This is a genomic window from Sphaerobacter sp., assembly GCF_019683595.1.
Classification (GTDB): Bacteria; Chloroflexota; Chloroflexia; order Thermomicrobiales; family Thermomicrobiaceae; genus Sphaerobacter.
In genome coordinates, this window is sequence record NZ_JADGHZ010000021.1 from 22,162 (window position 1) to 36,018 (window position 13,857).

At 68.6% G+C, this 13,857-nt stretch carries 14 protein-coding genes; 4 read left to right on the top strand and 10 right to left on the bottom strand.

The annotated features are described in order from the left end of the window. Window positions 1–11: 11 nt before the first annotated feature. The 3 genes from IRZ30_RS04110 to IRZ30_RS04120 all read right to left on the bottom strand — a co-directional run bounded on the left by IRZ30_RS04110 (window position 12) and on the right by IRZ30_RS04120 (window position 5,852). On the bottom strand, window positions 12–2,438 hold the full coding sequence (locus IRZ30_RS04110; protein WP_294083222.1) for a hypothetical protein: 2,427 nt from the start codon (window positions 2,436–2,438) through the stop codon (window positions 12–14). A 264-nt stretch (window positions 2,439–2,702) separates the two neighbouring features. Then, on the bottom strand, window positions 2,703–4,859 hold the full coding sequence (locus IRZ30_RS04115; RefSeq protein ID WP_294083223.1) for a tetratricopeptide repeat protein: 2,157 nt from the start codon (window positions 4,857–4,859) through the stop codon (window positions 2,703–2,705). Further along, the gene (locus tag IRZ30_RS04120; protein ID WP_294083225.1) at window positions 4,860–5,852 is read right to left on the bottom strand and encodes a threonine/serine dehydratase; all 993 of its coding nucleotides are present in this window, start codon (window positions 5,850–5,852) and stop codon (window positions 4,860–4,862) included. A gap of 154 nt (window positions 5,853–6,006) precedes the next feature. Here IRZ30_RS04120 and pyrF point away from each other — a divergent pair, with 154 nt between their 5' ends. Then, window positions 6,007–6,840, top strand: a complete 834-nt coding sequence (gene pyrF, locus IRZ30_RS04125) for an orotidine-5'-phosphate decarboxylase (protein WP_294083227.1) — start codon at window positions 6,007–6,009, stop codon at window positions 6,838–6,840. 72 nt (window positions 6,841–6,912) lie between these two features. On the opposite strand, the gene IRZ30_RS04130 is transcribed toward pyrF, so the two are convergent. From IRZ30_RS04130 to IRZ30_RS04140, 3 genes are all read right to left on the bottom strand, one after another. Then, window positions 6,913–7,239 carry a hypothetical protein gene (locus IRZ30_RS04130; RefSeq protein WP_294083229.1) on the bottom strand — a complete coding sequence of 109 codons (327 nt, stop codon included), beginning with the start codon at window positions 7,237–7,239 and terminating at the stop codon, window positions 6,913–6,915. Between the two features lie 142 nt (window positions 7,240–7,381). Further along, window positions 7,382–7,582 carry a 30S ribosomal protein S21 gene (gene rpsU / locus IRZ30_RS04135; protein ID WP_041399408.1) on the bottom strand — a complete coding sequence of 67 codons (201 nt, stop codon included), beginning with the start codon at window positions 7,580–7,582 and terminating at the stop codon, window positions 7,382–7,384. Window positions 7,583–7,774: 192 nt separating this feature from the next. Beyond that, window positions 7,775–8,938, bottom strand: coding sequence for a citrate/2-methylcitrate synthase (locus IRZ30_RS04140; RefSeq protein ID WP_294083239.1), 1,164 nt, complete (start codon window positions 8,936–8,938; stop codon window positions 7,775–7,777). A 184-nt stretch (window positions 8,939–9,122) separates the two neighbouring features. Here IRZ30_RS04140 and IRZ30_RS04145 point away from each other — a divergent pair, with 184 nt between their 5' ends. The 3 genes from IRZ30_RS04145 to IRZ30_RS04155 all read left to right on the top strand — a co-directional run bounded on the left by IRZ30_RS04145 (window position 9,123) and on the right by IRZ30_RS04155 (window position 10,194). Then, a complete protein-coding gene (locus IRZ30_RS04145) occupies window positions 9,123–9,374 on the top strand; it encodes a helix-turn-helix domain-containing protein (protein ID WP_294083241.1) in 252 nt (83 codons plus the stop codon). A gap of 126 nt (window positions 9,375–9,500) precedes the next feature. Next, a complete protein-coding gene (locus IRZ30_RS04150) occupies window positions 9,501–9,896 on the top strand; it encodes a response regulator (protein WP_294083243.1) in 396 nt (131 codons plus the stop codon). Then, window positions 9,868–10,194 (top strand): hypothetical protein, encoded by a 327-nt coding sequence (locus tag IRZ30_RS04155; protein ID WP_294083245.1) that lies wholly within the window; start codon window positions 9,868–9,870, stop codon window positions 10,192–10,194. The genes IRZ30_RS04150 and IRZ30_RS04155 overlap by 29 nt, the downstream gene beginning before the upstream one ends. Before the next feature lie 26 nt (window positions 10,195–10,220). Here the strand turns inward: IRZ30_RS04155 and IRZ30_RS04160 are convergent, their stop codons facing one another. The 4 genes from IRZ30_RS04160 to IRZ30_RS04175 all read right to left on the bottom strand — a co-directional run bounded on the left by IRZ30_RS04160 (window position 10,221) and on the right by IRZ30_RS04175 (window position 13,541). Then, complete coding sequence (locus IRZ30_RS04160; protein ID WP_294083247.1) at window positions 10,221–10,850, bottom strand: urea carboxylase-associated family protein; 630 nt, start codon at window positions 10,848–10,850, stop codon at window positions 10,221–10,223. Between the two features lie 28 nt (window positions 10,851–10,878). Next, window positions 10,879–11,832, bottom strand: a complete 954-nt coding sequence (speB, locus tag IRZ30_RS04165) for an agmatinase (RefSeq protein WP_294083248.1) — start codon at window positions 11,830–11,832, stop codon at window positions 10,879–10,881. A gap of 27 nt (window positions 11,833–11,859) precedes the next feature. Then, a complete protein-coding gene (fabF, locus tag IRZ30_RS04170; protein ID WP_294083251.1) occupies window positions 11,860–13,203 on the bottom strand; it encodes a beta-ketoacyl-ACP synthase II in 1,344 nt (447 codons plus the stop codon). A 191-nt stretch (window positions 13,204–13,394) separates the two neighbouring features. Further along, window positions 13,395–13,541, bottom strand: a complete 147-nt coding sequence (locus IRZ30_RS04175; protein ID WP_294083253.1) for a lmo0937 family membrane protein — start codon at window positions 13,539–13,541, stop codon at window positions 13,395–13,397. Window positions 13,542–13,857: the final 316 nt, after the last annotated feature.

Below are 13,857 nucleotides of genomic sequence, written 5' to 3' on the forward strand. Positions count from 1 at the left end.
TGGATTGCGCCCTACTGAGGCGGGGCGGGGAGGCGCACCTGGAGGAGCGCCTGGTCCGTCAGGACGTAGGCGACGCCCAGCACGTCGTCGACAGCGATGTCGCGGATGTTGGCCAGCTCCGGCACGCCCGACCCGGCCATGAACTGCTGCACGACCGTGCCGTCCCGCGTCAGCCGCAGCAGGCGATTCTCGCCGTCCGCCACGTACATGTACGGCCGCTCTGCCTGTGCGGACAGCGCCACGGCGTCCTGGATCGGCGGGGTAACCGACGGCGTGTAGGTGTGGTCCAGCGCGCTCATGTAGAAGTCGAGGATGCGCCCGTCGGACAGCAGCACGTAGATGCGGCCGTCGATCTCCATATCGACCGCGGACATGAGGTCGTTCGACGCCAGCCCGCCGGTCCAGTCCTCGGGCTGCTGCTCGTAGGCACCGCTGGCGAACTTGAGGATCTGCCCCGACCCAGGCGAGAGCAGATAGAGATTGCCGGCGTAGCCGTTCGACTGGACGATGCCGCTGAAGGGCGTGCCAAACGTTCCGAGCGGCCGGCGCTGCCAGGTCGCGGTCGTTGGGTCAAACAGGAACGCGGCCGTGCCGGAGAAGGCTACCGGACTGCCGTCGCCCCACGCGGCGCCGAGGAGCGTTCCGACCGGTTCGCCGCCCACGACGTCCTCAGGCGCCAGCAGGCGGATCAACGTCGTCCCGTCGTTGTCGAGCCGGTAGAGCGCGTCGGTGAACACATAGAGTTGCCCGTTGCCGAAGAAGATGCGCGGCGACACGCCCTCCGGCGCAGCCGGGACGCCGCCCAGCACCTGGATGTTGGTCAGGCGCTGGATGCCCAGGGCCTGATCACGCGCGGTGGCGATCGCCGCCAGCTCCTGCTCCGCTTGGGCCTGATCCAGCCCCGCCGCCAGGGCGAGCTGGATGCGCGCCTCAGCCGCCTCCAGGTGCGCCTGGGCCGCAACCGGCACGGTCATTTGCGCCGCCTGCTGGCGGAACTCCACCGCTTCCTGGAAAAGTTGCTCGATCCGAGCTTCACGCGCCCGGGCGCGACTCGATTGAATGGAGAAGACCAGCGCACCGGCCAGGCACAGGACCAGAATCAGCGTTACCGCGGCGGTCAGGCGGCCGGCGGGCACGCGCGGCAGCCGGCTGCGGACCCCCGCGAGGTCGGGCATGCGGGGCCGATCGGCGTAGCGGTCGAGACGGGGCAGGCCGAGCGTCCCGTCATCCCGCGGCGGCACCACCGGCCGGTCACGGCTGACGGTCAGTTGCCAGACACCTACGACGGCGGCAGAGAGCGCCAAGACCGCACCAGCGAGTAGCTCGCTCAGCGTACGTCTCCCTTCCCCGTCGTCCCCGTCGGACTCAGCTTCGGCGAGCGGATCGTCCCCGTACCACTCGGGCGCGTCGGCATCCGTGTCCACCCCATACCGCGCACCCGGAACCCAGTAGGCGCCGTCGTCTCCCGAAAAGCCTACCACGGGCGCGTCGTCCTGGTCTTCCTCCAGCGGCCCGTTCCACCCCGCCGGATCCGCCCCAGCGGCGAACTCGTCGGGTGCAGCGTAGCCGGGTTCGATGTCCGGCGCGTCTCCTGGGGTGACCCCAGTGTGCATCCCTTCCGCGCTCAGGTCAAGCGTCTCACGACGATGTTTCGCGCTGGATTGAAAACGTCGCGCCGTTTCCTCGGGCAGCAGTTGAGTGAACATCTCGGCTGCGCGACGCAAGAAGCTGATCTGCCCGTGCGCCCCCCCTCCGGCGCCCGCCGCGGTGACCGCGATCGCCGCGCCGTATGCCTCGCTCACGCCGAAGGTTTCGATCAACCCCACGAGGTGCTCCGCCACGGCCGCGGCATCGCCCTCGACGAAGACATCCTGAGGCGCCAGGTCGATCGCCCGCGCTAGGGTGGTCGACACGAGGGTGATCATGTCGCCACGCTCGATGCGCGTGTGGTAGAGCTCCGGCTCGATCTCCGGGAACTGGCCGAGAGGCTGGGCGGTCTCCTCCAGCCCATGCCGCCCCCGCCACGTCTCGAGGGAAGGGAAGGCGTAGAGCACGCCTTCCTGGCCGATCAGAACCTGACTCGGCGGCACCTGGGCCAGGTAGAGGTCGTCATCCCGCGCCACCAGCAGCGTCAGCCCGAAGCGGAGCCGGTGCGTCAGCGGCCGGTCGACGTTCGCGGCACACAGCCACCCATTGGCGGCCTCGACCGCCGCCAGGAGCGCCGCCGTCGGCGACTGCCCGCCCCGCCGCGCGATCTCCTCGTGGATCAGATCCAGCACCTCGCGAGCGGCCGACTCCACCCCGGGAACGTCGTCGACCGGCTCCAGGATCGCGAACACATGCCGGGAGCCGCGGCAGCCGAGGTCGTCCGCGGGGTCCAGCGAGAGGAACGGCGAGTCGTCCAGGAGGTGTCCCGCGTCGATCGCCACCACGGCCATGGGTGCTTCCCGTGTCTGCAGACGAGGCATGTTCGGCCTTCCCAACACCTGGTCTGTTTTTCGCCGCAGCGTCACTACGGCCGCGCACGGCACGCACGATCCCCCAGCGGCGGCCCCTCTCGGTTCCGCCGAGCCGTCAGTTACTGGTACCGTGCGGGGATCAGCCTCTGTGACTGGCTGACAAGGGCCAGTCTAGCACACGGGTGTACGTACGTCTAGAGTACGTAGGTACAATTTGTACGGACGGTTAGCTAGCCAGAGGCGTTATTCGCGGAACAGGTCCGGCAGCGGTTCCGAGTCGTCGCTGACCGCGATCTCCCCGAGCAGCAAGTCGTCCGCAACGTCGGCCTGCCCGCCGTTGCTCGGCGCGTTGAGCCAGCGCAGCAGCTCGCGCGCCGCGTCCGAGGTGGCGAAGTCGCCCGCCATCATCGCCTGCTCGATGGCCTTGTCCAGGTGGCGCCGCGCCTGGTCGTCCTCCTGCCGGTCGTAGAGCAGCGCGCCGAGGTTGTAGTGGAGGATCGCCGCACTGCCGCGGTCCCCCAGTTCCTCGGTGACCTTCAGCGCCTCGATGTAGGTCTCGATCGCAGCGTCGGCCTTGCCCGCGGCGTCCTGCACCGTGGCGAGCCCGCGGAGCGCCCGCGCCAGGAAGCGCTGAGAACCTGCCTCCTCGGCCGCGATCGCGGCGCCACGGTAATGCTCCTCGGCCTCCGCGAGGTGGTTGCTCGACTGGTACAGCCGGGCCAGTTGCCCGTGGAGACGCGCACGCATCTCGGCGCTGCCGTCGACCGTGGCGACTTCGAGCGCCTGGCGCAGGTGCTTGATCGCCGCCGCGGTTTGCCCCGCCTGCATGCTCAGTTGCGCGAGAATCTGGAGGTAGTGGAGTTGCTCGCCGGGGTCGCCGTAGGCCCGCGCGATGGCCAGCGCCCGCTGCAGGTTCTCCTCGGCATCCCGCAGCATGCCACGGCTCAGGTTGATCGACCCGACCAGCGCGTAGCCCTCGGCTTCCAGGCGGCTGCTGCCCGCCTCGCGGGCCAGATCGAGCGCCCGAGCCGCAACCGCGAGCGCATCCGCCGTCTCGCCGAACTGCAAGAGCACTTCGCCGATGCCGAGGAGCCAGCGGCACTCCGCCTGTCGGTCACCACTGCGGCGCGCGTCCTCGAGCGCCTGCATCAGGCACTCCAGCGCCTCGTTGCGCCGCTCCAGCGCCCCGTAGGCCAGGCCGAGCAGGCCCAGCACCCGCTGCCGCAGCAGCGGATCGTCCAGGGTCTCGCTCACCTGCGCCGCCGACTCGAGCAGGCCACGGGCACCCTCGGCGTCGCGGAGCTTGATGAGCGCCTCGGCGGCTTCGAGGAGCGCCCGAACCGCGGCCGAGCGGTTGCCCAGCCGCTGCTCCAGCTCGGCCAGCTCGCGGAAGTGCGACGCGGCTTCCGCCAGGTAGCCGCCGTGCTGCTCGACCCGCGACAGCCCCGTCAGGCAGCGGCTCTCCATCGTCAGGTCACCGATCTCCCGCGCGCGCTCCAGCGCGCCCAGGAGCTGCGAGCGGGCGCCGTCGAACTGCCCGGCCTCCGCCATCAACGCCGCGGCCTGCACCGCGATCTCAACCTGGAGGCGGGTGTCGATCGTCCGCTCCGCCGCGTCCTGCGCCTGCTGCAGCAGCAGCATGGCCTGGTCGCGGTCTCCCTGCTCACGCAGGATCACCACCTGGCGCAGCAGGGCATCGACGACGCCTGCGAAGTGACCGACGCGGCGGGCGCTGCGACCGGCACGGTGGTAGAACTCGCGCGCCGCGGCCTCATCCCCCTCGCCGCGCGCCAGGTCACCCAACAGCAGGGCCGTCTCGACATCTTCCAGGGTGTCGACATCTTCGCGCCCGGCATCCAACTGGCGGGCCAGGAGTTCTCGGGCGCGCTCGGTTTCCCCCCGCTCGAAGGCGAGGCGCGCCAGGCGGGACAGGGCACGACGCTGGCCGGGGATATTGGCGATGCGCTCGGCGGCGTGGAGTGCCTCGCGCAGGTGTAGTTCCTGCTCGCGCGTCTCGCCCATCTCCGCGAGCAGCTCGGCCGCGCGCAGGTTGCAGTCGACGAGCACCCGGTCGAAGCCCTTGTAGCGGGCCGCCAGGATGGCGAGCCGTGCCAGGATCAGCGCCCGCTCCGGGTCATCGACCGCAGCGCGCGCCGCCTCCCGGTCCAGCTCCCAGAGGTCGCCGTCGGCCAATCGGTTCAGGATGGAATGTTTTTCGACCTCCTGATAGGCCCGCTCGACCGGAATGCGCCCTTCCCACACATCGGTCGCGAGCCGGTAGACCGGGTTCCGCTCAATCCCTTGCCGGCGGCGCAGCCACCGGCCGACTTGCTCGAACCCAAGGCCCCGCCTCGAGTTCGTCCCCCGCTCGGCGTCGACCCAGTCCCCGTCCATCGCCATCTAGCTCCCCGCCATCGCTAGCGCCCAACGCAACGTGTCAAGCGTAATGTTCCCGCCGCTCACGATCAAGCCGACCTTCCGCCCGGCCAGCTCCTCGCGCATCTGCTCCGCGGCAGCGAACGCCGCCGCGCCGGCCCCCTCGGCAAGCAGATGCGCCGTCTTGATGAGGTGGACGATCGCCGTGCGCAAGGCCTCTTCCGAGACCAGCCGCATATCGTCCACAAGATCCCACATGATTCGGAGCGGCAACTCGAACGCGACGCGCGTTGCCAACCCTTCGGCGAACGTCATGCCGCCGTCTAATTCCAGCAAACGCCGTTCCCGCCATGCGCGGTAGACGACCGGCATCTCCTCCGACTGCACACCGATGACCTGAATTGCCGGGTTGACCGCCTTCATCACGATCGCGGTGCCGCAGACGCCGCCGCCCGCGCCGACCGGCACGATCACGGTGTCGAGGTCCGGCACCGCCTCGATCATCTCCAGCGCGTAGGTGCCAAACCCGGCGATCAGGTCGGGCTCGTTGGCCGAGTGGATGTAGCGCAGACCATCGCGCTCCGCTCGCTCTTCGGCCGCCAGGCGCGCCTCGTCGAAGTCTCGCCCGGTCAGTACGACCTCCGCTCCCAGCCTCCGCATCGCCGCCACCTTGTCGGGGTTGGCCCCGTCCGGCGCGTACACCACGGCGCGGACGCCGAAGAGACGCGCGGCGTACGCGATCGACTGCCCGTGGTTCCCGGTGGAGGCCGTGACGACCCCACGCTCGCGCTCCTCCGGCGCGAGACGGCTCATGAGGTAGAGCCCACCACGGATCTTGAAGGCATTGATAGGTTGGAGGTTTTCACACTTGAGATACGCGTCGAAGCCGAGGTGTTCGTTGACATTCGGCGAGTGCAGAAGCGGGGTCGGAGCCAGGTAGCGCCGCACCACGTTGCGCGCATCAAGAACGTCCTGTAGCGTCGGCACACGATACGCCGAACCGATCCCGGTCCCCATCGTCTCTCCATTCCCCCCTCGGTGGGCCGCCACGGTCCCCCTCGTTGCTCCGGCTCCACCGGCATTATAGTATCTCGCGGACGCGGTGCATGGCGACCCCAACGCGCCGGTGTGAACGGACACAGTGTAGGAAATGCCGAAGGTGAGGGGCGAAATGAGCTTTCGCGAGCGTTTGCAGGCGGCCAGCGAGCGGAACGGATCGCTCCTCTGCGTCGGCCTGGACCCCGACCCGGCGCGACTGCCGAGCCACCTCGGCCCAGCCGATGACGCACGCACGGTCGTCGCGTTCAACCGCGCCATCATCGAGGCGACTGCCGACCTCGTCTGCGCCTACAAGCCGAACCTGGGGTTCTACCTTGCCTACGGCCCCGCCGGCGTCGAGGCGCTGATCGAAACGCGCCGGCTGATCCCGCCGGAGATCCCGGTGATCCTGGACGCCAAAGTCGGCGATCTCGGCAACACCTCGATCGCCTACGCCCGCGCTTACTTCGAAGCCTGGGACTTCGACGCCGTGACGGTGCACCCCTACATGGGCGAGGACAGCCTCGAGCCGTTCCTCTCCCGCGCCGACCGCGCCGTCTTTGTGCTCGTCAAGACCTCGAATCCCGGCAGCGGCGACCTGCAAGACCTGCTGGTGACGGACGACGGCGCGACCGAGCCCCTCTACCTGCGGGTCGCGGCGCGCGCTCGCCGCTGGCAGGAGCGCTTTGGCACCTGCGGGCTCGTCGTCGGCGCCACCTACCCCCGGCAACTGGCCGAAGTCCGCGAGCGGTGCCCGGACCTCCCAATCCTCGTGCCGGGTGTCGGCGCCCAGGGTGGCGACCTGACTGCAACCGTCCAGGCGGGGCTCGACGAGAGTGGCGCTGGCATCCTCATCAACGCCGCGCGCGGCGTGATCTACGCCGGCTCCGGTCCCGACTTCGCCGAGGCCTCCCGCCAGGTCGCCACGGACCTCCGCGACGCGATCAATCAGGCACGCCGGCGCTAGGCGCACTCGCGGTGCATTGCCACGGTGCACGCCGGCGCCACCGGCGCATGTGCGTGTGCAGGAAACGGCCGGCTACCCGGCGGTGGAGTGTCGGTTGGGGCGGACAACGATCAGCCAGTAGGGCAGCAGGGCGAAGATGTTCAGCATCGCCAGCAAGAGGAGCCAGACCATCCGCGCCTCGTCGGTGATCTGGGTCTTGGGGCGCTGCGTGACATCGAGTAAGGCCACAATCAGGGCGACCCAGGTGAGCACCACTGCCGGGAACGCGGGCAGGAGGATCAACCAAATCGAGATGTCGCGCGTCAGCGCCAGCGTGATGATGCCACCGATGTAGAGGAGCGCCACGATCGACGCGGTCGGCAGCAGCCAGGTCAGCCCTTTGATGCTCTGGGTATTCACGGACTCCTCCGGCCCCCTGCGGGCCGAGTCGGGCGAATCAGCACGAGCGCCCGGTGCCGCGAACGGCAGCGGGCGCTTTACTGCATGCACACCAAACCAACGGACGGCGTGATCCGGTTCTGCGCTCCGGTGCGGGCAGCAGCTACTGCTGCTGCGCCATCTTGGCGAGCTTGCGCCGGCGCTTGTGCTCCGCCTTGCGGGCCTTGGCGCGCCGCTGCTCACTCTTGCTCACGAACCGCCGCTTGCTCCGATAGTCGCGCAGCAGGCCCGACTTCTGAACTTCCTTGGTGAAGCGCCGAAGCAGTGAATCGAAACTCTCGGAATCCCTGAGTTCTACGCGCACGAGCCGGATCACCTCCTCTCCCTGGTAGATGGTGACACCCCGTCAGCGACCCACTCGAGGATCGGCGGCGCCGGCGAGCGGGTGCGTCGCGCCGCTCGCGCGCACGCTGAAACGGCCGGCCGTCCGGTGATGTCTTTATCAGTATAGCACACCACCGGCCGGACCGGCCGCTCTGTTGCCGCAATTCGCGCCTTACCCGCGCTGCTCCAGCGGCACGTAGGGCCGCGGGTCAGGCCCAACGTACGCCGCCTGCGGGCGGATGATCCGGTTGGCTGCCGCCTGCTCCAGCAGGTTCGCCGTCCAGCCACCGATCCGGCTGACCCCGAACACCGCAGGCATGAGGTCGGTTTCCCCAAGCAGCGCGTAGAGCAGCGGAGCCGAGTAGAACTCCACGTTCGGGAACAGCTTGCGCTCCAGGAAGTACGGGTGGGTACTCGTGATCTGCTCCAGGCGCACCGCCAGATCGTGCCAGGTCGTGTCGCCCTTCTCCGCAGCCACCTTCTCGGAGTAGCCCATGAGATGGTCGACGCGCGGGTCGCGGGTCTTGTAGATGCGGTGGCCCAGGCCCATCAGCCGCCGCTTGATCCGCAGCGACTCCTCCACATAGGCCTCGGCTTTGTCGGCCGACCCGATGGCCAGCAGCATCTCCATCGCCCGGCGGTTGGCGCCGCCATGGGCATCACCCTTGAGGGTGCCCAGCGCGCTGGAGACCGCCGAGTAGATATCCGACAGCGCCGACAGCGTGACGCGCGCCGAGAAGGTCGAGGCGTTCATGCTGTGCTCGGCCAGCAGCACGAGGTACGCGTCCATGGCGCGCTCCTGCAGCTCGCTGGCTCGCTCGCCGCGGAGCATATAGAGGAAGTTGGCGGCATGCCCGAGTGACGGGTCCGGCTCGACCGGCTCTTTGCCGTGTCGCAACCGATCGAACGCCGCCAGCATGGTCGCCATCGCCCCCGTCAGCCGGATGGAGCGCTCCAAGAGCGCGTCGCGGGAGAAATTGAAGGCGTCGTCGTCTTCCATCCCCATGACGGTGACGGCCGCCCGCAGCGCGTCGATCGGCTCCCCGCCGCGCGGGAGCACGCGCAGCACCTCCATCACGGAGGGGGACAGCGCGCGAGCGGCGACGAGCTTCGCGTTCAGCTCGTCCAGCTCCGCGCGGGTCGGCAGCTCGCCATACCAGAGCAGGTAGAGCACCTCCTCAAAGGACGCGCTCTGCACCAGATCATGGATGCTATAGCCCCGGTAGTACAGGCGCCCGTTGGTCCCGTCTACCAGGCTCAGCTCGGACTCGGCGACGACGATGCCCTCGAGCCCTCTGCCCGCGGTGGTCGCCGCGCCTGTCCCTGCATCAGCCATCGATCGAACCTCCTTCAAGGGCGCGCAGCCCCGTGGCGGGGTGCCGCCGTGTGGGAAAAGCGTTCATCCGTATGGTAGCACCGCGTCCGGAGGTTGTGTACACATCATGACGAATATTGATTCCCCATGCGCCCGGCTTTACGCCGTCCAACCAACCGCCTATACTGGCCGCAGGAGGCCGACCATGATCAACATCGACGGTATCGAGTACTTGACTGCGACGGAAGCCGCCGAGTTGCTCGGAGTCAAGGTCACCACGCTGTACGCCTATGCCAGCCGCGGCCGCATTCGCAGCTATCGGCGCGGCATCAAGCGCGAGCGCTTCTACCGGCGTGCCGAAGTGGAGGCCCTCCTGCGCGTCCGCCCGTCCGCGGCTGGGTCCGACGACACCGAAACGAATCTCCCCCTGGCCGAGACGTGGATTCCCTATTCGTGACCAGTGCGGTAGACTCCATGAACGGAACCGGGCGGAAGGAGCGGCCGCCCGTCCAACCTGTCGTCAGCCGGGAAGGGGACTACCGGCATGCTGGAGCATGATCCCGCGGGATCGGACGGAGGTCACGTGGCGCGCATCCTCATCGTCGACGACGATCCCGCGATTCGAACGTTGCTCGACGAGCTGCTTCGCGAGGAAGGCTACACGACCGTGTTAGCGTGTGACGGGCAGTCCGCGATCGAGCAAGCGCGTGCCACGCAGCCGCACTTGATTTTGATGGATCTGATGCTTCCGGTGCTCGACGGCGCCTCGGCCATTCGGATCTTGAAGAGCGACCCTCGTACGAATCAGATCCGGATCATCGCCATGTCGGCCGGCCACAACCTGCGCCTGCAAGCGGATGATCTCCCGGCCGACGGCGTACTCTCGAAACCGTTCGATCTGGACGCGCTGCTGGCCCAGGTCGCCGTCTTTACGCGCCATGTCGCCAACCATGAGCAGCGAGAAGTCGCCGGAATCTGAGCGCGCCAACCACCCACCCCTCTACGTATGGCTCGACGCCGACCCGCGCGTGGAGCCGCCCGACACCGAGATCGAGGACGTCCCGGGCGTGCCCGATCTCGAGTTGCTCGTGGCTGCGATCCTCGAAGGCCGGTTCGGCTCGCTCCTGCCCGCGCGCATCGCCGTCTCGCCGCACCGCACGCCGACCAGCCCCAACGCACTCCGGCGCATCGACGTCGGCCGCCTGCTGCGCGACCGCGGCATCCCCCATCGCCAGCGCTTCGAGATCCTCCGTCGCCCCGCAGAGGCTGAGTCCTAAGCGCGGCACCGGGAGTGCCGCGCCGCCTACGCGTAGACGCGGATGAGGATGTCCGTCGGGTGGAAGGCGTTGGTGGCGTTCTGGTCCTGCGGGCAGGCCGACACCGCGACGATCAGGTCCATCTGCGCCCGTAGCAGCACGTAGTCGTTTGCCTCCGACAGCGGCTCTCGGATCTCCAGCTCGCCGCGTGCCTTGAGCCCGACGTGCATGAACCAGTTGATCGGGTCGGGGATGTGGTCGTAGTGGATGCCGTACGGCCCCAGCACCGAGGCCAGGTTGTCCCGGCAGTTCGGGTGGTCCTCGATCCCGTAGTCGTTCAGGTAGCGCAGGCGATCGCACGCCGGCATAAGCATGTCGTGGCGCCCCACGGAGTCGTCCAGCAGCACCATCATCGGGTTGCGGCGGTTGCTGTACAGGCTCATGCCCTTGATGAGCATCATCGAGTTGTTGATGCCGCGGGTGTGGGCGGTCGACAGGTACTCGTCGATGTCGTGCCGGTTGAAGCAGACGAAGTCGCAGACCTGCTGCCCTTGCATGTCGGTGATCTGGAGGAACTGCCCCTCCTTCATCGGGAACGCGATCGGCGACTGCGGCCGCACCTGGGCGGCCCGGATCGGCATCCGCCCGGCCAGAATCTCGCTGCGCTTGAGCACCACGGGGTTCTCCTCCTCCGCGTTCCGCGCACTAGCGGGCGCGCTCGCGCCGGTTAACCGCCAGCACGCTCAGGAACTCGAAGATGACGTTGGCGGCGATCAGCGCGGTGATTCCACTCGGGTCATGCGCCGGCAGCACCTCGACGAGATCCATGCCCACGAAGTCGATCCCCACCAGCCCACGCACCAGCTCCTGCGCCTCACGACTGGTGAAGCCGCCAACCTCGGGCGTCCCGGTGCCGGGGGCGAAGCTGGGATCGACGAAGTCGATGTCGAAGGTGAGGAAGACCGGCCCGGTCCCGACCCGCCGTCGGATCGCTTCCAGCACGGCGGGCAGCCCCTCACGGCGCACGTCGTCCGTGGTCCAGAGCTCGAAGCCAAGGTCGCGTGACTGCTGCAAGTCCCCCGGCCCGTAGAGCGAGCCGCGCATCCCGACCTGGATGGCCCGCGCCGTGTCGATCAGCCCCTCCTCCACCGCCCGGCGGAAGGGCGTGCCGTGGTTGTACTTCCGCCCGAAGTACTCGTCCCAGGTGTCACCGTGCGAGTCGAACTGGATGAAGCCCACCGGCCCGTACCGCCGCGCGATCGCCCGCAGCTCGCCCAACGTGACCGAGTGGTCACCGCCGATCGCGACCGGAACCACATTCGCCGCGAGGATTGGCTCCATCGCCGCGACGACCCGGTCGTAGGTGTCTTCGATGTAGCCCGGGACCGTCGGCAAATCGCCGTAGTCCACCACCGAAAGATGGTCGTACACGTTGACGTCGAGCGACGGGTTGTAGGTCCGCAGCATCGCCGACATCTCGCGCACCGCGGCCGGCCCAAACCGGGCTCCGGTGCGGTACGTGGTGGCGGTGTCGAAGGGGATGCCGAACACGGCGACATCGACCTCCGCCAGATCGCGCACGTGCGGCAGCCGGGCGAAGGTACGCAGCCCGCTGAAGCGCGGGCTCTCCAGGGCGTTGATCGGTGCGTAGCGACCCACCGGCGGCGCTCCTCTCCTCTGTCCCGTCTACCGTGTCTCCGCCGGCTCGTAGCGGCGGAAGACCAGGCAGGCGTTCTGTCCACCCAGGCCGAAGGAATTGGAGATCGCGACCCGCACGGACGCGCGGCGCGCCACATTGGGCACGTAGTCGAGATCGCACTCCGGATCGGGCGTCTCGTAGTTGATCGTCGGGTGGATGATCTGGTCGCGGATGGTCAACACGGTTGCCATGGCCTCGATCGCCCCTGCCGCGCCCATCAGGTGGCCGATCATCGACTTGGCCGAGCTGATCGGGATCTCCGCGGCGCGCGCGCCCAGCGCTCGCTTGATCGCGACCGTCTCCGCCTTGTCGCCCAGCGGCGTGCTGGCCGCGTGGGCGTTGATGTAGTCCACCTCAGACGGATCCACGCCCGCGTCGGCGAGCGCAGCCATGATCGCGCGCGCGGCGCCGGTACCCTCCGGGTCCGGGGCGATCGGGTGGTAGCCATCATTACTGCTGCCCGAGCCGGCCACCTCGGCGTAGATCGTCGCGCCGCGGGCCAGGGCATGCTCCTCCGACTCAAGCAGCAGGACGGCCGCACCCTCACCGATGACGAAGCCCTCCCGGTCGGCGTCGAAGGGCCGGCTGGCGCGCTCCGGCTCGTCGTTGCGGGTCGAGGCGGCGCGCTGCACCGCGAAGCTCGCCACGAACAGCGGGAAGATCGCGTGCTCCGTCCCGCCCGCGAGCGCCACGTCCGCCCGTCCGCTCCGGATCACGTCCAGCGCCTCGCCGATTGCCTGGGCACCGGTCGCGCAGGCGGTGGAAACCGTTAGGCTCGGGCCGAGGAAGCGGAAGGTCTGGGCGATGTGGTAGGCCGGGAGGTTGTGGGGGAAGGTCGTCATGAAGAACGGGGAGACGCGCATCAGCCCCCGCCGCTGCGCCACCTCCTGGGCCTCCAGGATCGTGGCCATACCGCCCGCCCCGGTGCCCATCATCACTGCCGCGGCGCACGGGTCGATCGACCCCGGGTCGAGCCGTCCGTCCTGCAGCGCCATACCGGCCGCCGCGACGGCAAACTGGCTAAAGCGCGCCATCTGCCGCGCCGTCTTGGAATCGACCCAATCACCGATGCTGAAGCCGCGCACCTCCCCCGCGATCTGCACCGGGAGGTCACTCGGGTCGAAGCCCTCGATGCGTCGGATCCCGGAGCGGCCGTCGATCAGGCCGCGCCAGGTCTCCTCAGCAGTCAGCCCCAGCGGTGAGACCGCACCGACGCCCGTGACGACGACTCGGCGCCGCCCCGCGGGCGCCTGATCGCGCAACGCCTGGCCACACTGCGGACAATAGTTGGCGGCGGCCGGTGTGATCGACTGACATCTCGGACAGCGCACCGGTATCCTCCTGCTTCGCGGAGCGGGTTCATCGCGGGTTCAGTGTCTCGACCCCATGCCGCACGTCGAGCGCGGCATGCCTGGCAGATCGTACCAGATTCAAGGCCGCGTGCAGAGGAGGATGACGGCATGGAAACGGGCGGAGGGATCGCCCCACCGCCCGTGATTGTGCGTCGTCATGGTTCTGACTCTTAGACCGCGCGCCGGCCGGTCAGCAATTGCACGATCAGGACAACCAATGCCACCACCAGGAGCAGGTGGATCAGGCTGCCGCCGATACTCCCCACAAGCCCCAAGAGCCAAAGAATGACCAGGATCGCGATGATAGCCCACAACATCAGAAGATGCTCCTTTTCCGTCAGCCTCGCGTACAGGTGCGAGACCCTTCTACTGGGCTAACCCAAGACGCGTGCCACCGCTGCTGGAAGGCACGCCCCGATCTCCCGCGCCGCCCCGTCCACGGACGTAACCGTCCGGTGTCGCTCTGGGCTTGGTGGAAGCTGACGGACCGGCGAGCATAGGATGGAGTTTGCCGAATTAACCATGTCTTCCCGCCAGCTACCCGCGACTCCCCGCGTGTCATCCTTCGCTGCGTGGCCGATCCGACGCGAGATCCTTCGCTCCGCCGCCCGGCGCTCCCGCGCCGGCCGGCTC